This window comes from Pseudomonas sp. microsymbiont 2 (assembly GCF_054788395.1).
Map to the genome: position 1 here is coordinate 4,507,291 of NZ_CM139112.1, position 21,002 is coordinate 4,528,292.

A 21,002-nucleotide genomic window follows, 5' to 3' on the forward strand; every position below is an offset into this window, starting at 1 on the left:
CTGGCCTCAAACGGCCATCAGGTCCTTTTCCTTGGCTTTGAAGGCTGCGTCGACTTCGGCGACGAACTTGTCGGTCAGCTTCTGGATCTCGTCAGCCGCGCGACGCTCTTCGTCCTCGCTGATTTCCTTGTCCTTGGTCAGCTTCTTCAGATCGGCGAGCGCGTCGCGACGGACGTTGCGCACGGCGACCTTGGCATCCTCGGCAACGCCGCTGGCCTGCTTGGTGTAGCCCTTGCGGGTCTCCTCGGTCAGGGCCGGCATCGGCACGCGAATGGTGGTGCCGGCGCTGGATGGGTTCAGACCCAGGTCGGAAGTCAGGATGGCCTTCTCGATGGCGGCGCTGAGGTTCTTGTCGTGGGCGACGATCTTCAGGGTACGGGCGTCCTCGACAGTGATCGCGGCCACCTGGTTCAGCGGCATATCGCTGCCCCAGGCCGGCACCTTGACGCCGTCCAGGATGCTCGGGTGGGCGCGACCGGTGCGGATCGCCGCCAGGTTGCGGGCCAGGGCCTCGAGGGACTTGCCCATGCGCTCCTGCGCGTCTTTCTTGATGTCGTTGATCATGCTTCGCCTTCCTCGATCAAAGTACCTTCAGCGCCACCCACCACGATGTTCAGCAGGGCGCCAGGCTTGTTCATGTTGAATACCCGCAATGGCATCTTGTGGTCGCGGCACAGGCAGATTGCGGTAAGGTCCATGACGCCGAGCTTGCGATCCAGCACCTCGTCGTAGGTGAGGTGATCGAACTTCTCGGCGTGCGGATCCTTGAATGGATCGGCAGTGTACACACCATCGACCTTGGTCGCCTTCAGCACGACATCGGCATCGATTTCGATGGCTCGCAGGCAGGCTGCGGAGTCGGTGGTGAAGAACGGGTTGCCGGTACCGGCGGAGAAAATTACCACATCACCGGAGTTGAGGTGACGAATTGCTTTGCGGCGATCGTAATGATCGGTGACACCGACCATGGAAATGGCCGACATGACCAGCGCCGGGATGTTCGAGCGCTCCAGGGCGTCGCGCATGGCCAGGCCGTTCATCACGGTGGCCAGCATGCCCATGTGGTCACCGGTGACGCGATCCATGCCGGCTGCGCTGAGCGCGGCGCCGCGGAACAGGTTGCCACCACCGATCACCAGGCCGACCTGAACACCGATACCCACCAGCTGACCCACTTCCAGGGCCATGCGATCCAGCACCTTCGGGTCGATCCCGAAGTCTTCCGAGCCCATCAGGGCCTCGCCGCTAAGTTTGAGCAAAATGCGTTTATAGCGAGGTTGGCGACCACTCACCTGCTGAGCCATTGCGAGTCTCTCCTGCGGCGTACTTTTAGAAAATTCCGTGCGGGCTGTTCACAGCCTGCTAACTGTAGCGTGGCACTGCTTCAGTGCCAGCGAAGAAAGGCTTTATAAACCCTTCCGCGCTTTGACAAAGAGGCTGCGCGCGTGAGCGGGCAGCCTCTTCGGGGCGACAGACGAGTCCGTCTTACTGCTTGGCGGCAGCTACCTGGGCGGCAACTTCGGCAGCGAAGTCGTCAACCGGCTTCTCGATGCCTTCGCCAACCTTGAAGTAGGTGAAGGAAACGATTTCGGCGCCAGCTTTCTTGGCCAGCTCGCCAACCTTGACTTCCGGGTTCATGACGAAGGCTTGCTCTTTCAGCGAGGCTTCGGCTTTGAACTTGGTGATACGACCGTTGATCATGTTCTCAACGATGTTTTCCGGCTTGCCGGCGATCTTGTCGGCGTTCAGCTGCAGGAAGACGTTCTTCTCACGCTCGATGGCCTCGGCGGAGATTTCCGACGCATCCAGGAACTCTGGGTTCGAAGCTGCAACGTGCATGGCGATGTTCTTGGCCAGCTCGACGTCGCCGCCTTTCAGGACAACAACGGCACCGATCTTGTTGCCGTGCAGGTAGGCACCGACAACGTCGCCTTCCACGCGCACCAGGCGACGAATGTTGACGTTCTCGCCGCACTTGGCGACCAGGGCTTCACGAGCAGCTTCACGCGAGGCGATCAGCGGAGCTGCGTCGGTCAGCTTCTGGGCGAAGGCTTCTTCGAGGCTTTCGGCAACGAAGTTCTTGAAGTCGTCTTGCAGGGCCAGGAAGTCGGTCTGCGAGTTCACTTCCAGCAGAACGGCGGATTTACCGTCGGTCTTGACGGCGATGGCGCCTTCGGCGGCAACGTTGCCAGCCTTCTTGGCGGCCTTGATGGCGCCCGAGGCACGCATGTCGTCAATGGCTTTCTCGATGTCGCCGCCGGCCTTTTCCAGGGCCTTCTTGCAATCCATCATGCCTTCGCCGGTACGCTCGCGCAGTTCTTTGACCAGCGCTGCAGTAATTGCTGCCATTTCAAAATCCTCTTGGAAAGTTTTTCAACCATTCCACCCGCTCGTCACGGGCGTTAAATTCTGCAAATCGCTGCCTTTATATCAGCTCGCCCATGATGCGGGGCCTTCGCTGACAGCAGGATTTCAAGGTGGCAAAAAGGGGGCCAAGCCCCCTTTTTGCGTGCCAAGTAGACGCCAGGCGTCAATTACTCAGCAGCAGGTGCAGCCGCTTCTTCAGCGTAGACTTCAGTGCCGCCGGCAACGTTGTTGCGGCCGCGGATGACGGCGTCGGCCATCGAAGTCATGTACAGCTCGATGGCGCGGATGGCGTCATCGTTGCCTGGGATGATGTAGTCCACACCTTCCGGGCTGCTGTTGGTATCGACAACGCCGATGACCGGGATGCCCAGCTTGTTGGCTTCGGTGATGGCAATGCGCTCGTGGTCGACGTCGATCACGAACAGGGCATCAGGCAGGCCGCCCATGTCCTTGATACCACCCAGGCTGCGGTCCAGCTTTTCCAGATCGCGCGAACGCATCAGGGCTTCTTTCTTGGTCAGCTTGGCGAAGGTGCCGTCTTCGGCCTGGGTTTCCAGGTCGCGCAGACGCTTGATCGAAGCGCGGATGGTCTTGTAGTTGGTCAGCATGCCGCCCAACCAACGGTGATCAACGTATGGCGAACCGCAACGAGCAGCTTGCTCGGCGACGATCTTGCCGGCGGAACGCTTGGTGCCGACGAACATGATCTTGTTCTTGCCCTGGGCCAGGCGCTCTACGAAGGACAGAGCTTCGTTGAACATCGGCAGGGTTTTTTCCAGGTTGATGATGTGGATCTTGTTACGCGCGCCGAAAATGTACTTGCCCATTTTCGGGTTCCAGTAACGGGTCTGGTGGCCGAAGTGCACACCGGCCTTCAGCATATCGCGCATATTGACTTGGGACATGATAGTTCCTTGATAAGTCGGGTTGGGCCTCCACGTATCCCAATGACCAACCCGTGTTTCCAGGGAAACCGGGCACCCAGGCCATCGTGTCGACACGTGTGTGGGTTTGAGCTGACGAGGGACATCCCCCGAAAGCGGCGCATTTTATACCACAGGCCGCACGCGAACGGAACCCGGATGATGCTTCGTCCGTCAGCGGTTTTTGCAGCACCCGCGCTTTGCGGCCAGAATGCCCTCAATAGACCACCGGATCCACGGGACTCTCCCGACAGATCGCCGCCGCGCTCTGGTAGAATCCGGCCTTTCCCGTTCGTTCGCGCCGCACGCGGCGCCGTAGAGAGCCTGTATGACCGTCACCATCAAGACTGCAGAAGACATCGAAAAGATGCGCATCGCCGGCCGCCTGGCCGCCGAAGTGCTGGAAATGATCGAAGAGCACGTCAAGCCCGGTGTCACCACCGAAGAACTCGACCGCATCTGCCACGACTACATCGTCAATGTTCAGCAGGCCATCCCGGCCCCGCTCAACTACAAGGGCTACCCGAAGTCGATCTGCACCTCGATCAACCACGTGGTCTGCCACGGCATCCCCAACGACAAGCCGCTGAAGAAGGGTGACACCCTCAACATCGACATCACCGTGATCAAGGATGGCTACCACGGCGACACCAGCCGCATGTTCCACGTCGGTGACGTGCCGGAGTGGGCCGCGCGCCTGTCGAAAGTCACCCAGGAATGCATGTACAAGGCCATCGAGCTGGTCAAGCCGGGCTGCCGCCTGGGCGACATCGGCGAAGTGATCCAGAAGCACGCCGAGAAGAACGGCTTCTCGGTGGTCCGCGAGTTCTGCGGCCACGGCATCGGCAAGGTGTTCCACGAGGAGCCGCAGATCCTGCACTACGGCAAGGCCGGCACCGGCATGGAGCTCAAGGAAGGCATGACCTTCACCATCGAGCCGATGATCAACCAGGGCAAGGCCGATACCAAGGTGCTGGGCGACGGCTGGACCGCCATTACCAAGGACCGCAAGCTCTCGGCCCAGTGGGAACACACCCTGGTGGTGACCGCCAACGGCTACGAGATCTTCACCCTGCGCAAGGACGACACCATCCCGCGCACCTCGGCCTGATATTCACATCACAGGAACGCGACTCGATGCCCCAGGTGGATCCCGAGCTGTTCGACCGTGGCCAGTTCCAGGCGGAACTGGCCCTCAAGGCAAGCCCTATCGCCGCCTTCAAGAAGGCCATCCGCCTGGCCGGCGAGGTGCTCGACAAGCGTTTCCGTGAAGGCCGCGAGATCCGCCGGCTGATCGAGGACCGCGCCTGGTTCGTCGACAATATCCTGCAGCAGGCCTGGCACCAGTTCAGCTGGGGCGCGCCGGACGGCATCGCCCTGGTGGCGGTGGGCGGCTATGGCCGGGGCGAGTTGCACCCGTTCTCGGACATCGACCTGCTGATCCTGCTCGACGCCGCCGAGCACGAGCAGTACCGCGACGCCATCGAGCGCTTCCTCACGCTGCTGTGGGACATCGGCCTGGAGGTCGGTCAGAGCGTGCGCACCGTCGATGAATGCGCCGAGCAGGCCCGGGCCGACCTGACGGTCATCACCAACCTGATGGAAAGCCGCACCATCGCCGGTCCCGAGTCGCTGCGCCAGCGCATGCTCGAGGCCACCAGCACCGCGCACATGTGGCCTGCCGCGGAGTTCTTCCTCGCCAAGCGCGCCGAGCTCAAGGCCCGCCACCACAAGTACAACGACACCGAGTACAACCTCGAGCCCAACGTCAAGGGCGGCCCAGGTGGTCTGCGCGATATCCAGACCGTGCTCTGGGTGGCCAGGCGCCAGTACGGCACCCTGAACCTGCACGCCCTGGCCGGCGAGGACTTCCTGCTGGAAAGCGAGAACGAGCTGCTGGCCTCGTCCCAGGCCTTCCTCTGGCGCGTGCGCTACGCCCTGCACATGCTCGCCGGACGCGCCGAAGACCGCCTGCTGTTCGACCACCAGCGCAGCGTCGCCGCGCTGCTGGGCTACACCGACGACAACCCCAAGCGCGCGATCGAACAGTTCATGCAGCAGTACTACCGGGTGGTGATGAGCATCAGCCAGTTGTGCGACCTGATCATCCAGCACTTCGAGGAGGTGATCCTCGCCGATGACGACAGCGGCACCACGCAACCACTCAACGCCCGCTTCCGCCTGCACGACGGCTATATAGAGGCGGTCAACCAGAACGTGTTCAAACGCACCCCGTTCGCCATGCTGGAGATCTTCGTGCTGATGGCCCAGCACCCCGAGATCAAAGGCGTGCGCGCCGACACCGTGCGCCTGTTGCGTGAACATCGCCACCTGATCGACGACAAGTTCCGCAACGATATCCGCAATACCAGCCTGTTCATCGAGCTGTTCAAGTGCGAGATCGGCATCCACCGCAACCTGCGGCGGATGAACCGCTACGGCATCCTCGGCCGCTACCTGCCGGAGTTCGGCCTGATCGTCGGGCAGATGCAGCACGACCTGTTCCACATCTATACGGTCGATGCGCACACCCTCAACCTGATCAAGCACCTGCGCAAGCTGCAATACACCCCGGTTTCCGAGAAATTCCCGCTGGCCAGCAAGCTCATGGGCCGCCTGCCCAAACCCGAGCTGATCTACCTGGCCGGCCTGTATCACGATATCGGCAAGGGTCGCCAGGGCGACCACTCCGAACTGGGCGCCGTGGACGCACAGGCCTTCTGCGCGCGTCATCAGCTGCCTGCGTGGGACAGCCGGCTGATCGTCTGGCTGGTGCAGAATCACCTGGTGATGTCCACCACCGCCCAGCGCAAGGACCTCTCCGACCCACAGGTGATCAACGACTTCGCCCTGCACGTGGGCGACGAAACACGCCTGGACTACCTCTACGTGCTGACCGTGGCCGACATCAACGCCACCAACCCCAGCCTGTGGAACTCCTGGCGCGCTAGCCTGCTGCGCCAGCTCTACACCGAGACCAAGCGCGCGCTGCGCCGGGGCCTGGAGAACCCGCTGGACCGCGAGGAGCAGATCCGCCAGACCCAGAGCGCCGCGCTCGACATCCTGGTGCGCGAGGGCACCGACCCGGACGATGTCGAACAGCTCTGGTCGCAACTGGGTGACGACTACTTCCTCAAGCACACCGCCGCCGACGTGGCCTGGCACAGCGATGCGATCCTCCAGCAGCCTGCCGACGGCGGGCCACTGGTGCTGATCAAGGAAACCACCCAGCGCGAGTTCGAGGGTGGCACGCAGATCTTCATCTACGCCCCCGACCAGCACGATTTCTTCGCCGTGACCGTGGCCGCCATGGCCCAGCTCAACCTGAACATCCATGACGCGCGGATCATCACCTCCAGCAGCCAGTTCACCCTCGACACCTACATCGTGCTCGACAACGACGGCGGCTCGATCGGCGACAACCCGCAGCGGGTCAGGCAGATCCGCGACGGCCTGACCGAAGCGCTGCGCACCCCCGAGGACTACCCGACCATCATCCAGCGCCGGGTGCCGCGTCAGCTCAAGCACTTCGATTTTCCACCCCAGGTGACCATCCTCAACGACGCCCAGCGACCGGTGACCATCCTCGAGATCACCGCGCCGGACCGCCCCGGCCTGCTGGCGCGGATCGGGCGGATCTTCCTCGAGTTCGACATCTCGCTGCAGAACGCCAAGATCGCCACCCTCGGCGAGCGCGTGGAGGACGTGTTCTTCATCACCGACGCCGACAACCAGCCGCTGTCCGATCCGCAGCTGTGCAGCCGCCTGCAGGAGGCCATCGTCCAGCAGCTGCAGGCCGGCCAGGCCAGCGATGCCAGCCCCACCCGCATGACCTTTTGACGATAACGAGACCTTGCGCCAATGAACCCAGCACTGACCCAGCTCCAGCCCTACCCGTTCGAGAAACTGCGTGCCCTGCTGGGGAGCGTGAAGCCGGCGGCGGACAAACGCCCGATCGCCCTGTCGATCGGCGAGCCGAAGCACGAATCGCCGGCCTTCGTCGCCAAGGCCATGGCCGACAACCTCGACAAGCTGGCGGTCTACCCCAGCACCTTGGGCCTGCCGGCCCTGCGCCAGGCCATCGGCCAGTGGTGCGAGCGGCGCTTCGGCGTGCCGGCCGGCTGGCTGGACGCCGACCGCCATATCCTGCCGGTCAACGGCACCCGCGAGGCGCTGTTCGCCTTCACCCAGGCCGTGGTCGATCGCTCGGCAGATGGCCTGGTGGTCAGCCCCAACCCGTTCTACCAGATCTACGAAGGCGCGGCCCTGCTGGCCGGTGCCACCCCGCACTACCTGCCCTGCCTGGAAAACAACGGCTTCAACCCCGACTTCGACGCCGTGCCGGCCGAAGTATGGAAACGTTGCCAGATCCTGTTCCTGTGCTCCCCGGGCAACCCCACCGGCGCCCTGGTGCCGATGGACACCCTGAAAAAGCTGATCGCCCTGGCCGACGAGCACGACTTCGTGATCGCCGCCGACGAGTGCTACAGCGAGCTGTACTTCGACGAGGACGCCCCGCCACCAGGCCTGCTCAGCGCCTGCGCCGAGCTGGGCCGCAGCGACTTCAAGCGCTGCGTGGTGTTCCACAGCCTGTCCAAGCGCTCCAACCTGCCTGGCCTGCGTTCGGGTTTTGTCGCCGGTGACGCCGAGATCATCAAGCCGTTCCTGCTGTACCGCACCTACCATGGCTGCGCCATGCCGGTGCAGACCCAACTGGCCAGCATCGCCGCCTGGCAGGACGAGAGCCATGTGCGCGAGAACCGCGATCAGTACCGCGCCAAGTACGATGCCGTGCTCGACATCCTGCAACCAGTGCTGGACGTGCAACGTCCGGACGGCAGTTTCTACCTGTGGGCCAAGGTGTCTGGCAGCGACGCGGACTTCACCCGCGACCTGTTCGAGGCCGAGCATGTGACCGTGGTGCCGGGGTCGTACCTGTCGCGCGAGGTCGACGGCGTGAATCCTGGGGCTGGACGCGTGCGCATGGCGCTGGTCGCGCCGCTGGCCGAATGCATCGAAGCAGCAGAGCGCATTCGCGCGTTCCTCCAGCAGCGCCAAGGGTAGCGCCCCCTTGCGGCTCGCGCCATCGAGCGCGAGCCGCAAGCATGCATGGATACCACCAGCCCAGACCGTTGCGCATGCACAGTGCCCGCTCCTTGACTCTGGAGATGGGCAACATGAACGATCCTTTGCTGGAAAGAACCGTGCACCACCTACGCCTGGCACTGCAGGGCAGGCTGCGCAATGTCGTCAATGGCCGCAACAAACGCTCGATCGGCCTGCCCGAGACCTTCTGGACTGGCGGGCAGACACTGCGCCTCTCGTTCCTGGGCACACCGGACGAGGCACTCAAGCAGCAGATCTTCACGATTGCCTCGCAGTGGCTCGACCATGCCAACCTGTCCTTCGTACTGACCGACAACGACCAGCTGGATGCCGAGATCGTCATCCGCACCGATGCCGAGGAAACGCTCAACCAAAGCGATTACGGCAAGCATCGGCTGGTGGCGGACGGCGAGACCATGACTCTGGGGATAAAACCCACTGACCCCGACTTCCACAGCACCGTGCTGCACGAGTTCGGGCATGCTCTTGGCCTGTTCCACGAGCATCAGCACCCCGATGCGAACATTCCCTGGGACAGGGCGGCACTGCGTCGCCACATCGCCGCTCGATTCAGCGATCAGGAGCGCGCGTGGCACGCGTTCGACAAGACGCTGGAGCGGCTGATCAGGCAAAACTACGACCCCATCACCTACGAGCCGCGCACCACCCTGCGCTACGATCGTCGGTCGATCATGCACTACCCCATCAGGCAGGCGCACACGCTTGGCGATTGCGCCTCGGGCTGGCGCCATGAACTGAGTGCCAAGGACAAGCAGTTCATGCGCATGATCTACCCAGGCAAGGGTTCACCCGACCTCACTTGACCGCGCCCAGATTCGCCTCGCTCAAGTCCAGCTCTCCCAGCACTTGGCGCACCACCTCGTCGCCCACCAGGTGCTGGCGGTGCAACTCGTACAGCTCCAGACGCTGGGCACGCAGTGCGCGCAAGCGCAACCGACGCTCCAGCAGGTCCATCTGTTCGGCCAGGGCCCGGGCCTCGGCGGTGTCGTTGTAACTGTCGAGCTCGTCCCGGTACTCGGCCATCAAGCGCGCCTTGAGCTCGGTGGCCAGCGTGGCCTGCGCGGCGTCCTGGGGGGCGCCGGCGTCGGTCACGTCCTCGGCCTCCAGCGCATGGATTGCCGCCTCCGCGGTACGCCGCCAGGCCTCCTGCACTTCCTGGCGCAAGCGCTCGTCCGGGCTCTTGGTCACGCCACGCAACAGGATCGGCAGGGCGATGCAGGCGCTGACCAGCGACAACAGGATCACCCCCGCGGCAATGAAGATCAGCAGATCCCGCTCAGGAAACGCCTTGCCCGCCCCGATCAGCAAGGGCACCGACATGACGCCGGCCAGGGTCACCGCGCCACGCACGCCGCCCAGGGTCAGCAACCAGCAGGAACGCGCGGTCGGCATCAGCACCAGCGCGGGCTTGCCACGCCAGCGACGCACCGCTCCGATTGCCCGCCAGATGCTCTGCACCCAGACGAAGCGCAGCAACACCAGGGCAGCGAAGATCGCCACCACATCCAGGCAGCGCCACGCCAGTGTCGGCCAGACGGTCATTTCATCGCTGACCACAGCCTTGATGATGTCCGGCAACTGCAACCCCAGCAGGAGGAAAATCAGGCCATTGAAGGCGAACTCCAGCAACGACCAGACACTGCGGTTGAGCAGGCGCGTGCTGGTCTGGCGCGGCAGCAGGTCGAGCCAGCTCTGCATCATGCCCGCCGCCACCGCCGAGAGGATGCCCGACACCCCCAGTCGCTCGGCCAGCACGTAGGCGGCAAACGGCAGCAACAGCATGAACACGACATGAGTCGCTGGATCATCCCAGCCGCGCGTGATCATCCACATGCGCAGGCGTCCGACCAACCAGCTCAGCGCCACCCCCACCGCCAGGCCGCCCAGGGCGACCAGCACGAAGGTCAGGCTGGCCTGGGTCAGCGAGAACGCGCCGGTGATCGCCGCCGCCAAGGCGAACTTGAAGGTCACCAGGCCCGACGCATCGTTCATCAAGGCCTCGCCCTGCAGCATGTGCATCAGGGGAGTGGGCAGACGGTCCTGGGTAATGGCCGACACGGCCACGGCATCGGTGGGCGACAGGACCGCGGCCAGGGCGAAAGCCACCGGCAGCGGTATGCTCGGCAGCAGCCAGTGGATGAAGTAGCCGGCGCCAACCACGGTGAACAGGACCAACCCCACCGCCAGCGCCACCACCGGGCCACGGATGCGCCATAGCTCGCGCTTGGGCATGCGCCAGCCATCGGCGAACAGCAAGGGCGGCAGGAACAGGAACAGGAACAGTTCGGGATCCAGTGCCACATGCAAGCCCAAGGTAGGCCAGGCGAGCAAGGCGCCGGCAGCGATCTGCAACAGTGGCAACGGCAGCGGCAGCACACGCCCCACCAATTTCGACACGCTCACCAGCATCAGCAGGATAAGAACGGTATAGGCTGACTGCATCGGCAAGTTTCCTGAGTGATTCGACAAACAGTGGGGCGCAACATCGTCATTGAAACAATATGTTAGCGGTCGCCGGCTACCCTGGACCGCTGCACGATAGTCGCAGCCTGCCCAGGAATATGTAACACAATGCTACGCGAGACGCCGTGACACACATCCTCCCATGCCTTCCGGCCCGCAGCCGTGGCGCCGGTCCCATCGATGCCGCATAATCGGCCCCACCCAATCTTCAAGGAGCATCGGGGATGCCTGGTCGATCCCGGCAGCCCCAGGCATTCAATGGCTTACACTCTCTACGGCATCAAAGCCTGCGACACCATGAAAAAGGCCCGTACCTGGCTTGAAGAAAAGGCCATCGGTTTCGAGTTCCACGACTACAAGACCCAAGGCATCGACCGTGACAGCCTGAACCGCTGGTGCGATGAGCACGGCTGGGAAGTCGTGCTCAATCGCGCCGGGACCACCTTCCGCAAGCTCGACGACGCCAGCAAGGCCGACCTCGACCAGGCCAAGGCCGTCGAGCTGATGCTCGCCCAACCGTCGATGATCAAGCGCCCGGTGCTCGACCTTGGTGATCGCACCCTGGTCGGCTTCAAGCCCGACTCGTACGCCGCCGCGCTGGCCTGATCCCGCATTACGCTCCCCCCCCCTTTTTCGCATGAGGTAATCGCATGTCTCAATCGCTGTTCAGCCTGGCCTTCGGTGTCGGCACCCAGAACCGCCAGGGCGCCTGGCTGGAAGTCTTCTACGCGCTGCCGGTGCTCAAGCCGTCCGCCGAACTGATCGCGGCCGTCGCGCCAGTCCTTGGCTACGAAGGGGGCAACCAGGCCATCGCCTTCACGACCGCCCAGGCCGCCCAACTGGCCGACGCCCTCAAGGGCGTCGATGCTGCCCAGGCCGCCCTGCTGACTCGCCTGGCCGAGAGCCACAAGCCGCTGGTCGCCACCCTGCTGGCCGAAGACGGTGCCTTGGCATCGACCCCGGAGGCCTATCTCAAGCTGCATCTGCTGTCGCACCGCCTGGTCAAGCCGCACGGCGTATCGCTGGCCGGTATCTTCCCGCTGCTGCCCAATGTCGCCTGGACCAACCAGGGTGCCGTCGATCTGGCCGAACTGGCCGAGCGGCAACTGGAAGCGCGCCTGAAGGGCGAACTGCTGGAAGTGTTCTCGGTGGACAAGTTCCCGAAGATGACCGACTACGTGGTCCCGGCCGGCGTGCGCATCGCCGACACCGCCCGTGTGCGCCTGGGCGCCTACATCGGCGAAGGCACCACCATCATGCACGAAGGCTTCGTCAACTTTAACGCCGGCACCGAAGGCCCAGGGATGATCGAAGGCCGTGTCTCGGCCGGCGTGTTCGTCGGCAAGGGCTCGGACCTGGGCGGCGGCTGCTCGACCATGGGCACCCTGTCCGGTGGCGGCAACATCGTCATCAAGGTCGGCGAAGGCTGCCTGATCGGCGCCAACGCCGGCATCGGCATCCCGCTGGGCGACCGCAACACCGTCGAAGCCGGCCTGTACATCACCGCGGGTACCAAGGTGAACCTGCTGGACGAGAACAACCAGCTGGTCAAAGTGGTCAAGGCCCGCGACCTGGCCGGCCAGACCGACCTGCTGTTCCGTCGCAACTCGCTCAATGGCGCGGTGGAGTGCAAGACCCACAAGTCGGCCATCGAGCTGAACGAGGCGCTGCACGCGCACAACTGAGAACCTACTCAGGTTCGAAGTGATAAGATCGGGTCTGCTCTTACGGGCAGACCCGATTTTTCATTCCAGGCCCCGCGAACATGTTCCAACCCTCCCCCTGGCGTGCCGATTTCCCCGCCATCGCCGCCCTGCAACGGCAGCGCCAGACCTACCTGGACAGCGCCGCCACCACCCAGAAGCCCCAGGCCCTGCTCGATGCCCTGAGCCACTACTATGGCCATGGCGCAGCCAACGTGCACCGTGCCCAACACCTGCCGGGAGCCCTGGCCACCCAGGCCTTCGAAAGCAGCCGTGACAAGGTCGCCGCCTGGCTCAACGCCGAGCATGCACGGCAGATCGTCTTTACCCACGGGGCCACCTCGGCACTGAACCTGCTGGCCTATGGCCTGGAACACCGCTTCGAGCCCGGCGACGAAATCGCCGTCAGCGCCCTGGAGCACCACGCCAATCTGCTGCCCTGGCAACAGCTGGCGCACCGACGTCAGCTGCGCCTGGTGATCCTGCCGGTGAACGACCAGGGGCATGTCGACCTGGAACAGGCCCTGCAACTGATCGGCCCGCGCACCCGCTTGCTGGCGATCAGCCAGCTGTCCAACGTGCTGGGGACCTGGCAACCGCTGGCGCCGTTGCTGGCCCACGCCCGCGCCCAGGGCGCGCTGAGCGTGGTCGATGGCGCCCAAGGCGTAGTCCACGGTCGTCACGATGTGCGGCAACTGGACTGCGACTTCTATGTGTTCTCCAGCCACAAGCTCTACGGCCCGGACGGCGTGGGCGTGCTGTATGGCCGTCAGCAGGCGCTGGCACTGTTGCGCCACTGGCAGTATGGCGGCGAGATGGTGCAGTTGGCGGACTACCAGGACGCCAGCTTCCGCCCGGCACCGTTGGGCTTCGAGGCCGGCACGCCGCCGATCGCCGGGGTCATCGGCCTAGGCGCTACCCTGGACTACCTGGCCAGCCTGGATGCCAATGCCGTGGCCAACCATGAGGCAAGCCTGCATCGGCATCTGCTGCGAGGATTGCTGGATCGCGAGGGCATTCGCGTGCTCGGCTCGCCCCAGGCGGCACTGGCCAGTTTCGTCGTCGAAGGTATACACAACGCCGATATCGCCCATTTGCTGACCGAGCAGGGTGTCGCCGTGCGCGCTGGGCATCACTGCGCCATGCCTCTGCTCAAAGGGCTGGGACTCGATGGCGCGATCCGCGTGTCGCTGGGGTTGTACAGCGACAGTGACGACCTGCAGCGCTTCTTCGAGGCCCTCGATCAGGGCCTGGAGCTGCTGCGATGAGCCTGTCGGCCGAAGCCAGCCAGGCGTTGGAGAGTTTCGAACAGGCCCGTGGCTGGGAGCAGCGTGCTCGCCTGCTGATGCAATGGGGCGATCGATTGGTGCCGCTGGACGACAGCGAAAAAACCGATGCCAACCGCGTGCATGGCTGTGAAAGCCTGGTGTGGCTTGTCGCTACCCAGGAGAACGGCCAATGGCTGTTCAAGGCAACCAGTGATGCGCGATTGTTGCGCGGGTTGCTGGCGCTGCTGCTGGTCAGGGTCCAGGGGCTGGACCGCGACGAGCTGGCGGTGGTGGACCTGAGCGACTGGTTCGGCCGCCTTGGGTTGGAGCGCCAGTTGTCGCCATCGCGCAGCAATGGCTTGCATGCCGTGCTACAGCGGATGGCTGAGCTCGCCTCCAATCGATGAATCGGCGCTGCCTGCTTCGCGGGTAAACCCGCTCCCACAGGCCCGCGAAGCAGGCCATAGCGATCTACTCGATCATTCAGGCCTGACCCGCTCAGACGGACGCCTGGCCCCGGCCACCAGTTTCTCCACGGCCTTGCTCGCCGCGACCATGCCAAAGGTCGCGGTCACCATCATCACCGCGCCGAACCCACCGGCGCAGTCCAGCCGCACGCCTTCACCGACAAAGCTCTTCTGCAGACACACGCTGCCATCCCCCTTGGGGTAGCGCAGCTGCTCGCTGGAGAACACGCACGGCACGCCGTAGTTGCGGCTGGTATTGCGCGAGAAGTTGTAATCCCGACGCAAGGTCGAACGCACCCGCGAGGCCAGCGGATCGTTGAAGGTCTTGTTCAGGTCGCCGATCTGGATCTGGGTCGGGTCGATCTGCCCGCCCGCGCCTCCGGTGGTGACGACGGCGATCTTGCGTCGCCGGCACCAGGCGATCAGCGCGGCCTTGGCCATCACGCTGTCGATGCAGTCGATCACGCAGTCCAGCTGCTCGGTGATGTGCTCGGCCATGGTGTCGCGGGTGACGAAGTCGGCCACCGCATGCACCGTGCAGGCCGGGTTGATCGCCCGCAGGCGCTCGGCCATCACCTCGACCTTGGGTCGCCCGACCTGCCCTTCCAGCGCGTGGGCCTGGCGATTGGTATTGCTCACGCAGACATCGTCGAGGTCGAACAGAGTGATCTCGCCCACGCCGCTGCGGGCCATGGCCTCGGCTGCCCACGAGCCGACGCCGCCGATGCCGACGATGGCCACATGGGCCTGGCGCAGGCGCTGCAGGCCGTCGTCACCGTACAGCCGGGCGACGCCGGCAAAGCGTGGATCTTCTGTGCTCATGGCTCTACCTCGAAAAAACCGGCGCGCATTATAGGCCAAGCGGCGTGATTAAGGGCTGTCGTTGGAAACAGTCGTGCCAACCCTGCTTTAATGTCCTATCGAACACTCAGATATGGACGACAAAGAGCGGACGCAGAACTTCATCTTCGTCCGTAAATCCAATGGACGGCACCCCCGGTAGTGTAGGACTCACACCCCGACGGCCCCACCCCGCTCCCCTCTTCGGAATCACGCACACCTATGTCATCACGCAAATTCGGTCTCAACCTGGTGGTGGTCCTGGCCATCGCCGCGCTGTTCACCGGGTTCTGGGCGCTGATCAACCGCCCGGTCTCCGCGCCCGCCTGGCCAGAGCAGATCTCCGGCTTTTCCTACTCGCCCTTCCGCCTGGGCCAGAGCCCGCAGAAGGGCCAGTACCCCAGCGAGGACGAGATCCGCCAGGACCTCGAGCAGTTGAACAAGCTGACCGACAACATCCGCATCTACACCGTCGAAGGCACCCAGGCCGAGGTACCACGCCTGGCCGAGGAACTGGGCCTGCGCGTCACCCTGGGCATCTGGATCAGCAACGACCTGGAGCGCAACGAGCGCGAAATCGAGAAGGCCATCGGCCTGGCCAACACCTCGCGCAGCGTGGTACGCGTGGTGGTCGGCAACGAAGCCCTGTTCCGCGAGGAAGTCACCCCCGAGCAACTGATCGGCTACCTCGACCGGGTTCGCGCCGCGGTCAAGGTGCCGGTGACCACCAGCGAACAGTGGCATATCTGGAAAGACCACCCGGAACTGGCCAGGCACGTCGACCTGGTCGCCGCGCACATCCTGCCGTACTGGGAGTTCGTGCCGATGCAGGACTCGGTGCAGTTCGTCCTGGATCGTGCCCGCGAGCTGCGCAAGCAGTTCCCGCGCAAGCCCCTGCTGCTCTCGGAGGTCGGCTGGCCAAGCAACGGCCGCATGCGCGGCGGCGCCGACGCCACCCAGGCTGACCAGGCCATCTACCTGCGCACCCTGGTCAATACCCTCAACCGTCGCGGCTACAACTACTTCGTCATCGAAGCCTACGACCAACCGTGGAAGGCCAGCGACGAAGGCTCGGTAGGCGCCTACTGGGGCGTTTACAACGCCGAGCGCCAACAGAAATTCAACTTCGAAGGACCGATCGTGGCGATCCCGCAATGGCGCGCCCTGGCCGTGGCCTCGGTGGTGCTGGCGATGATCGCCCTGGCCATCCTGCTGATCGACGGCTCGGCCCTGCGCCAGCGCGGGCGCACCTTCCTCACCTTCATCACCTTCCTGTGCGGGTCGGTGCTGGTGTGGATCGCCTACGACTACAGCCAGCAGTACAGCACCTGGTTCAGCCTGACGGTGGGCGTGCTGCTGGCGCTGGGCGCTCTCGGGGTGTTCATCGTGCTGCTGACCGAAGCCCATGAACTGGCCGAGGCCGTGTGGATCCACAAGCGACGAAGGGAGTTCCTGCCCGTGCAGGGCGACAGCGCCTATCGCCCCAAGGTTTCGGTGCATGTGCCGTGCTACAACGAGCCGCCGGAGATGGTCAAGCAGACCCTCGACGCCCTCGCCGCACTGGACTACCCGGACTACGAAGTGCTGGTGATCGACAACAACACCAAGGACCCCGCCGTGTGGGAGCCGCTCAAGGCCCACTGCGAGAAGCTCGGCGAGCGCTTCAGGTTCTTCCATGTGGCGCCCCTGGCCGGCTTCAAGGGCGGCGCGCTGAACTATCTGATCCCGCATACGGCCAAGGATGCCGAAGTGATCGCGGTGATCGACTCGGACTACTGCGTCGACCGCAACTGGCTCAAGCACATGGTGCCGCACTTCGCCGACCCGAAGATCGCCGTGGTGCAATCGCCGCAGGACTATCGCGACCAGCACGAGAGCGCCTTCAAGAAGCTGTGCTACAGCGAGTACAAGGGCTTCTTCCATATCGGCATGGTCACCCGCAACGACCGTGACGCGATCATCCAGCACGGCACCATGACCATGACCAGGCGCAGCGTGCTCGAGGAGCTGGGCTGGGCCGAGTGGTGCATCTGCGAAGACGCCGAGCTGGGCCTGCGCGTGTTCGAGAAAGGCCTGTCGGCGGCCTATGCCCACAACAGCTACGGCAAGGGCCTGATGCCCGACACCTTCATCGACTTCAAGAAACAGCGCTTCCGCTGGGCCTACGGCGCCATCCAGATCATCAAGCACCACGCCGGCGCCCTGCTGCGCGGCAAGGGCAGCGAGCTGACCCGTGGCCAGCGCTACCACTTCCTGGCCGGTTGGCTGCCATGGATCGCCGACGGCATGAACATCTTCTTCACTGTCGGCGCACTGCTGTGGTCGGCGGCGATGATCATCGTGCCGCACCGGGTCGACCCGCCGCTGATGATGTTCGCCATTCCGCCGCTGGCGCTGTTCTTCTTCAAGGTCGGCAAGATCGTCTTCCTCTATCGCCGCGCGGTGGGGGTCGACCTGAAGGATGCCTTCGCCGCCGCGCTGGCGGGGCTAGCGCTGTCGCACACCATCGCCAAGGCGGTGCTGTACGGGTTCTTCACCAGCAGCATGCCGTTCTTCCGCACACCGAAGAACGCCGACAGCCATGGCCTGCTGGTGGCGATTTCCGAAGCCCGCGAAGAGCTGTTCATCATGTTGTTGCTGTGGGGCGCGGCGCTGGGGATCTACCTGGTGCAGGGGCTGCCGAGTTCGGACATGCGTTTCTGGGTGGCGATGCTGCTGGTGCAGTCCTTGCCGTACCTGGCGGCGCTGGTGATGGCGTTGCTGTCGTCGTTGCCCAAGCCCGCTGAAAAGGCCGCCGAAACGCAACAGGCTTGAGAATGCCGGGGGCGCTGCGCGCCCCTATCCGACCGGTCCGACGCTTCGGCAAGGCCGCTCCTACAGGGGATCGCGTACCTGTGTAGGAGCGGCCTTGTGTCGCGAAAGGGCCGCACAGCGGCCCCATTGGCCTGTCAGTTTGATATAAGATAACGCCCCTCAGATTTCCTGCCTTGCCTTGCCCCGGAGTCCTTCAATGACGGCCCCTGCCGAGCTTTCGCCCACCCTGCAACTGGCCTGCGACCTGATCCGCCGCCCCTCGGTCACCCCGCTCGACGCCGACTGCCAGACCCAGATGATGAACCGTCTGGGCGCCGTCGGCTTCCAGCTCGAGCCGATGCGCTTCGAAGACGTCGATAACTTCTGGGCCACCCACGGCAGCCAGGACGGTCCGGTGCTGTGCTTCGCCGGCCACACCGACGTGGTCCCCACCGGCCCCGTGCAGCAGTGGCAGCATGAGCCGTTCGAGGCGCTGATCGATGCCGACGGCATGCTCTGCGGCCGCGGCGCCGCCGACATGAAGGGCAGCCTGGCATCGATGGTGGTGGCCTGCGAGCGCTTCGTGCAGGACCATCCGAACCACCGTGGCAAGGTCGCCTTCCTCATCACCAGCGACGAAGAGGGCCCGGCCCACCACGGCACCAAGGCGGTGGTCGAGCGCTTGAAAGCACGCAACGAGCGCCTGGACTGGTGCATCGTCGGCGAGCCATCGAGCACCACCCTGCTCGGCGACGTGGTCAAGAATGGCCGTCGTGGCTCGCTCGGCGCCAAGTTGACCGTGCGTGGCAAGCAAGGCCACGTGGCCTACCCGCACCTGGCCCGCAACCCGATCCACCTCGCCGCGCCGGCCCTGGCAGAATTGGCAGCCGAGCACTGGGACGAAGGCAATGCGTTCTTCCCGCCGACCAGCTTCCAGATCTCCAACCTCAACTCCGGTACCGGCGCCACCAACGTAGTGCCAGGCGATCTGGTCGCGCTGTTCAACTTCCGCTTCTCCACCGAGTCGACGGTCGAAGACCTGCAGCAGCGCGTCGCCGCGATCCTCGACAAGCACCAGCTGCAATGGTCGATCGACTGGGCGCTGTCGGGCCTGCCGTTCCTCACCGAGCCGGGCGAACTGCTCGACGCGGTGTCCTCGAGCATCAAGGCGGTCACTGGCCGCGAAACGCGACCGTCCACCAGCGGCGGCACCTCCGACGGCCGCTTCATCGCCACCATGGGCACCCAGGTGGTCGAACTCGGCCCGGTCAACGCCACCATCCACCAGGTGGACGAGCGCATCCTGGCCAGCGACCTCGACCTGCTGACCGAGATCTACTACCAGACCCTGGTGCGGTTGCTCGCCTGATGCTTGCCTGCCCTCTTTGCCAGGCGCCCCTGACGCGCCTCGACAACGGCGTGGCCTGCCCGGCCGGCCACCGCTTCGACCGCGCCCGCCAGGGTTACCTGAACCTGCTGCCGGTGCAGCACAAGAACAGCCGCGACCCCGGCGACAACCAGGCCATGGTCGAAGCCCGTCGCGATTTCCTCGACGCCGGCCACTACGCGCCCGTGGCGCGTCGCCTGGCCGAGCTCGCCGTCGAGCGCCAGCCACAGGCCTGGCTGGATATCGGCTGCGGCGAAGGCTACTACACCGCGCAGCTTGCCCAGGCGCTGCCGGCGGCCGACGGCTACGCCCTGGACATCTCCCGCGAGGCGGTCAAGCGTGCCTGCCGCCGCGCTCCCGAGGTGACCTGGATGGTGGCCAGCATGGCCCGCGTGCCCATGGCCGATGCCAGCTGCGACTTCATCGCCAGCGTGTTCAGCCCGCTCGACTGGCAGGAGGCCAAGCGCCTGCTCGCCCCAGGCGGCGGTCTGATGCGGGTCGGCCCGACCAGCGGCCACCTGATGGAGCTGCGCGAGGTGCTCTACGATGAAGTGCGCCCGTACGCCGACGACAAGCACCTGGCCCTGGTACCCGAAGGCATGGCCCACGCCCACGGCGAGGTCCTCGAGTTTCGCCTGGCCCTGGCCGACGCCAAGGCCCGCGCCGATCTGCTGGCGATGACGCCGCACGGCTGGCGTGCCAGCGCCGAGAAACGCGCACGGGTGATCGAGCAGCCCGAGCCGTTCGAGGTCACGGTTTCCATGCGTTATGACTATTTCGTGCGCCAAGACTGAGCACACTGGAGCCCCCATGCGTCAACCCGATATCGAGATCTACCTCAAGGACGAAGACGTCGACCACAAGCAGATCGCCGCCTGGCTCACCCAGGCCCTGGGCCCGTGCAGCGAATGGAAGCAGAAAGGCCAGACGTTCAAATGCACCGCCGGTAACATTCCGGTCACCTGGTTACCGAAAGCTGTAGGGAAATGGAACAGTCTGTACCTGGAAAGCGACCAGACGCCGTGGGCCGACGACATCGCCTGCGCCCGCGCGGCATTCGCCGCACTCGACGTCGAAGTGCGTTGCGCGCCGGGGAGCTGGACCGAGGAAGATGGGGAGGAAGATGCCGATCGCTGGATCCGCATCAGCGCCGAGGGTGAGCAGGAAATCACCTGGCGTACGAACTGAAGCTACAAGTTCGATCGCATCAGGCTGCAAGCTCCACGGACAGCTTGCAGCTTGAAGCTTACCGCTCAAGACGACGGTCAGAGACCGACGACGTCCTCGGCCTGCAGGCCTTTCTGGCCTTGCACGAGGGCGTATTCAACCTGTTGCCCCTCGACCAGGGTGCGATGCCCCTCACCGCGGATAGCCCGATAGTGGACGAACACGTCCGCACCACCTTCGCGCTGAATGAAGCCGTAACCCTTGGCATCGTTGAACCACTTCACATTCCCAGTCTCACGAGACGACATCTGAACTACTCCGGATTTTTATTTTGAAGATCGCCTTGCCGACACGGGCTCACCGCCCGCGCCTAACGCAGCTTGCCGAAATATCCTGCAAGCGGCAGGCCGAGTATATGACAGGGAACAAAAAAAATTCATGACAGGGGGAATTTTTGCCGATTTTTGCTGAACTTACGCAGATACGGCAGACTACCC

19 protein-coding genes are annotated in these 21,002 nt (G+C 64.3%); 12 read left to right on the forward strand and 7 right to left on the reverse strand.

Translation table 11 applies throughout. The annotated features are described in order from the left end of the window. Window positions 1–6: 6 nt before the first annotated feature. The 4 genes from frr to rpsB form a co-directional block, all read right to left on the reverse strand. A complete protein-coding gene (gene frr / locus ACYUME_RS20360; protein ID WP_279887917.1) occupies window positions 7–564 on the reverse strand; it encodes a ribosome recycling factor in 558 nt (185 codons plus the stop codon). Next, window positions 561–1,304 (reverse strand): UMP kinase, encoded by a 744-nt coding sequence (pyrH, locus tag ACYUME_RS20365; protein WP_166883533.1) that lies wholly within the window; start codon window positions 1,302–1,304, stop codon window positions 561–563. Before pyrH ends, frr begins: the two co-directional genes overlap by 4 nt. Before the next feature lie 181 nt (window positions 1,305–1,485). Next, a complete protein-coding gene (gene tsf / locus ACYUME_RS20370; protein WP_008094914.1) occupies window positions 1,486–2,349 on the reverse strand; it encodes a translation elongation factor Ts in 864 nt (287 codons plus the stop codon). A gap of 185 nt (window positions 2,350–2,534) precedes the next feature. Then, window positions 2,535–3,272, reverse strand: coding sequence for a 30S ribosomal protein S2 (gene rpsB / locus ACYUME_RS20375; RefSeq protein ID WP_028690678.1), 738 nt, complete (start codon window positions 3,270–3,272; stop codon window positions 2,535–2,537). Window positions 3,273–3,618: 346 nt separating this feature from the next. Here rpsB and map point away from each other — a divergent pair, with 346 nt between their 5' ends. The 4 genes from map to ACYUME_RS20395 all read left to right on the forward strand — a co-directional run bounded on the left by map (window position 3,619) and on the right by ACYUME_RS20395 (window position 9,220). Beyond that, window positions 3,619–4,401 carry a type I methionyl aminopeptidase gene (map, locus tag ACYUME_RS20380; RefSeq protein ID WP_279887918.1) on the forward strand — a complete coding sequence of 261 codons (783 nt, stop codon included), beginning with the start codon at window positions 3,619–3,621 and terminating at the stop codon, window positions 4,399–4,401. A 26-nt stretch (window positions 4,402–4,427) separates the two neighbouring features. Further along, window positions 4,428–7,130: a [protein-PII] uridylyltransferase gene (locus ACYUME_RS20385; protein WP_460416553.1), complete on the forward strand. Its 2,703-nt coding sequence runs from the start codon at window positions 4,428–4,430 to the stop codon at window positions 7,128–7,130. Window positions 7,131–7,151: 21 nt separating this feature from the next. Further along, window positions 7,152–8,354 (forward strand): succinyldiaminopimelate transaminase, encoded by a 1,203-nt coding sequence (dapC, locus tag ACYUME_RS20390; RefSeq protein ID WP_460416555.1) that lies wholly within the window; start codon window positions 7,152–7,154, stop codon window positions 8,352–8,354. Between the two features lie 113 nt (window positions 8,355–8,467). Then, on the forward strand, window positions 8,468–9,220 hold the full coding sequence (locus ACYUME_RS20395) for a M12 family metallopeptidase (RefSeq protein ID WP_460416557.1): 753 nt from the start codon (window positions 8,468–8,470) through the stop codon (window positions 9,218–9,220). Here the strand turns inward: ACYUME_RS20395 and ACYUME_RS20400 are convergent. Then, on the reverse strand, window positions 9,213–10,859 hold the full coding sequence (locus ACYUME_RS20400; RefSeq protein WP_279887601.1) for a Na+/H+ antiporter: 1,647 nt from the start codon (window positions 10,857–10,859) through the stop codon (window positions 9,213–9,215). The genes ACYUME_RS20395 and ACYUME_RS20400 overlap by 8 nt on opposite strands. Window positions 10,860–11,138: 279 nt before the next feature. Between ACYUME_RS20400 and ACYUME_RS20405 the strand changes: the two genes are divergently transcribed. From ACYUME_RS20405 to ACYUME_RS20420, 4 genes are all read left to right on the forward strand, one after another. Further along, window positions 11,139–11,486: an ArsC family reductase gene (locus ACYUME_RS20405; protein WP_279887600.1), complete on the forward strand. Its 348-nt coding sequence runs from the start codon at window positions 11,139–11,141 to the stop codon at window positions 11,484–11,486. A gap of 44 nt (window positions 11,487–11,530) precedes the next feature. Then, a complete protein-coding gene (dapD, locus tag ACYUME_RS20410) occupies window positions 11,531–12,565 on the forward strand; it encodes a 2,3,4,5-tetrahydropyridine-2,6-dicarboxylate N-succinyltransferase (RefSeq protein ID WP_279887599.1) in 1,035 nt (344 codons plus the stop codon). A gap of 80 nt (window positions 12,566–12,645) precedes the next feature. Continuing rightward, window positions 12,646–13,851, forward strand: coding sequence for a cysteine desulfurase (locus ACYUME_RS20415; RefSeq protein ID WP_279887598.1), 1,206 nt, complete (start codon window positions 12,646–12,648; stop codon window positions 13,849–13,851). Next, window positions 13,848–14,258: a SufE family protein gene (locus tag ACYUME_RS20420; protein ID WP_460416559.1), complete on the forward strand. Its 411-nt coding sequence runs from the start codon at window positions 13,848–13,850 to the stop codon at window positions 14,256–14,258. The genes ACYUME_RS20415 and ACYUME_RS20420 overlap by 4 nt, the downstream gene beginning before the upstream one ends. A 72-nt stretch (window positions 14,259–14,330) precedes the next feature. On the opposite strand, the gene tcdA is transcribed toward ACYUME_RS20420, so the two are convergent. Next, window positions 14,331–15,140 carry a tRNA cyclic N6-threonylcarbamoyladenosine(37) synthase TcdA gene (tcdA, locus tag ACYUME_RS20425; RefSeq protein WP_279887594.1) on the reverse strand — a complete coding sequence of 270 codons (810 nt, stop codon included), beginning with the start codon at window positions 15,138–15,140 and terminating at the stop codon, window positions 14,331–14,333. Between the two features lie 240 nt (window positions 15,141–15,380). Between tcdA and ACYUME_RS20430 the strand changes: the two genes are divergently transcribed. The 4 genes from ACYUME_RS20430 to ACYUME_RS20445 all read left to right on the forward strand — a co-directional run bounded on the left by ACYUME_RS20430 (window position 15,381) and on the right by ACYUME_RS20445 (window position 20,526). After that, window positions 15,381–17,972: a glycosyltransferase gene (locus ACYUME_RS20430; protein ID WP_460416561.1), complete on the forward strand. Its 2,592-nt coding sequence runs from the start codon at window positions 15,381–15,383 to the stop codon at window positions 17,970–17,972. A gap of 196 nt (window positions 17,973–18,168) precedes the next feature. After that, on the forward strand, window positions 18,169–19,320 hold the full coding sequence (dapE, locus tag ACYUME_RS20435) for a succinyl-diaminopimelate desuccinylase (protein ID WP_460416563.1): 1,152 nt from the start codon (window positions 18,169–18,171) through the stop codon (window positions 19,318–19,320). Then, a complete protein-coding gene (locus tag ACYUME_RS20440; RefSeq protein ID WP_460416565.1) occupies window positions 19,320–20,132 on the forward strand; it encodes a putative RNA methyltransferase in 813 nt (270 codons plus the stop codon). Before dapE ends, ACYUME_RS20440 begins: the two co-directional genes overlap by 1 nt. Before the next feature lie 16 nt (window positions 20,133–20,148). Beyond that, entirely contained in the window at window positions 20,149–20,526 is a 378-nt protein-coding gene (locus tag ACYUME_RS20445; protein WP_279887587.1) for a hypothetical protein, read from the forward strand. A 77-nt stretch (window positions 20,527–20,603) separates the two neighbouring features. On the opposite strand, the gene ACYUME_RS20450 is transcribed toward ACYUME_RS20445, so the two are convergent. After that, complete coding sequence (locus ACYUME_RS20450) at window positions 20,604–20,813, reverse strand: cold-shock protein (protein WP_011535295.1); 210 nt, start codon at window positions 20,811–20,813, stop codon at window positions 20,604–20,606. Between the last annotated feature and the right edge of the window lie 189 nt (window positions 20,814–21,002).

Coding starts and splice junctions, on each gene's coding strand:
- ACYUME_RS20440 (WP_460416565.1), top strand. CDS start 19,320: ATGCTTGCCTGCCCTCTTTGCCAGGCGCCCCTGACGCGCCTCGACAAC.
- ACYUME_RS20405 (WP_279887600.1), top strand. CDS start 11,139: ATGGCTTACACTCTCTACGGCATCAAAGCCTGCGACACCATGAAAAAG.
- dapE (WP_460416563.1), top strand. CDS start 18,169: ATGACGGCCCCTGCCGAGCTTTCGCCCACCCTGCAACTGGCCTGCGAC.
- frr (WP_279887917.1), bottom strand. CDS start 564: ATGATCAACGACATCAAGAAAGACGCGCAGGAGCGCATGGGCAAGTCC.
- ACYUME_RS20430 (WP_460416561.1), top strand. CDS start 15,381: ATGTCATCACGCAAATTCGGTCTCAACCTGGTGGTGGTCCTGGCCATC.
- ACYUME_RS20395 (WP_460416557.1), top strand. CDS start 8,468: ATGAACGATCCTTTGCTGGAAAGAACCGTGCACCACCTACGCCTGGCA.
- ACYUME_RS20450 (WP_011535295.1), bottom strand. CDS start 20,813: ATGTCGTCTCGTGAGACTGGGAATGTGAAGTGGTTCAACGATGCCAAG.
- ACYUME_RS20445 (WP_279887587.1), top strand. CDS start 20,149: ATGCGTCAACCCGATATCGAGATCTACCTCAAGGACGAAGACGTCGAC.
- rpsB (WP_028690678.1), bottom strand. CDS start 3,272: ATGTCCCAAGTCAATATGCGCGATATGCTGAAGGCCGGTGTGCACTTC.
- tsf (WP_008094914.1), bottom strand. CDS start 2,349: ATGGCAGCAATTACTGCAGCGCTGGTCAAAGAACTGCGCGAGCGTACC.
- dapD (WP_279887599.1), top strand. CDS start 11,531: ATGTCTCAATCGCTGTTCAGCCTGGCCTTCGGTGTCGGCACCCAGAAC.
- ACYUME_RS20415 (WP_279887598.1), top strand. CDS start 12,646: ATGTTCCAACCCTCCCCCTGGCGTGCCGATTTCCCCGCCATCGCCGCC.
- ACYUME_RS20400 (WP_279887601.1), bottom strand. CDS start 10,859: ATGCAGTCAGCCTATACCGTTCTTATCCTGCTGATGCTGGTGAGCGTG.
- map (WP_279887918.1), top strand. CDS start 3,619: ATGACCGTCACCATCAAGACTGCAGAAGACATCGAAAAGATGCGCATC.
- dapC (WP_460416555.1), top strand. CDS start 7,152: ATGAACCCAGCACTGACCCAGCTCCAGCCCTACCCGTTCGAGAAACTG.
- ACYUME_RS20385 (WP_460416553.1), top strand. CDS start 4,428: ATGCCCCAGGTGGATCCCGAGCTGTTCGACCGTGGCCAGTTCCAGGCG.
- ACYUME_RS20420 (WP_460416559.1), top strand. CDS start 13,848: ATGAGCCTGTCGGCCGAAGCCAGCCAGGCGTTGGAGAGTTTCGAACAG.
- tcdA (WP_279887594.1), bottom strand. CDS start 15,140: ATGAGCACAGAAGATCCACGCTTTGCCGGCGTCGCCCGGCTGTACGGT.
- pyrH (WP_166883533.1), bottom strand. CDS start 1,304: ATGGCTCAGCAGGTGAGTGGTCGCCAACCTCGCTATAAACGCATTTTG.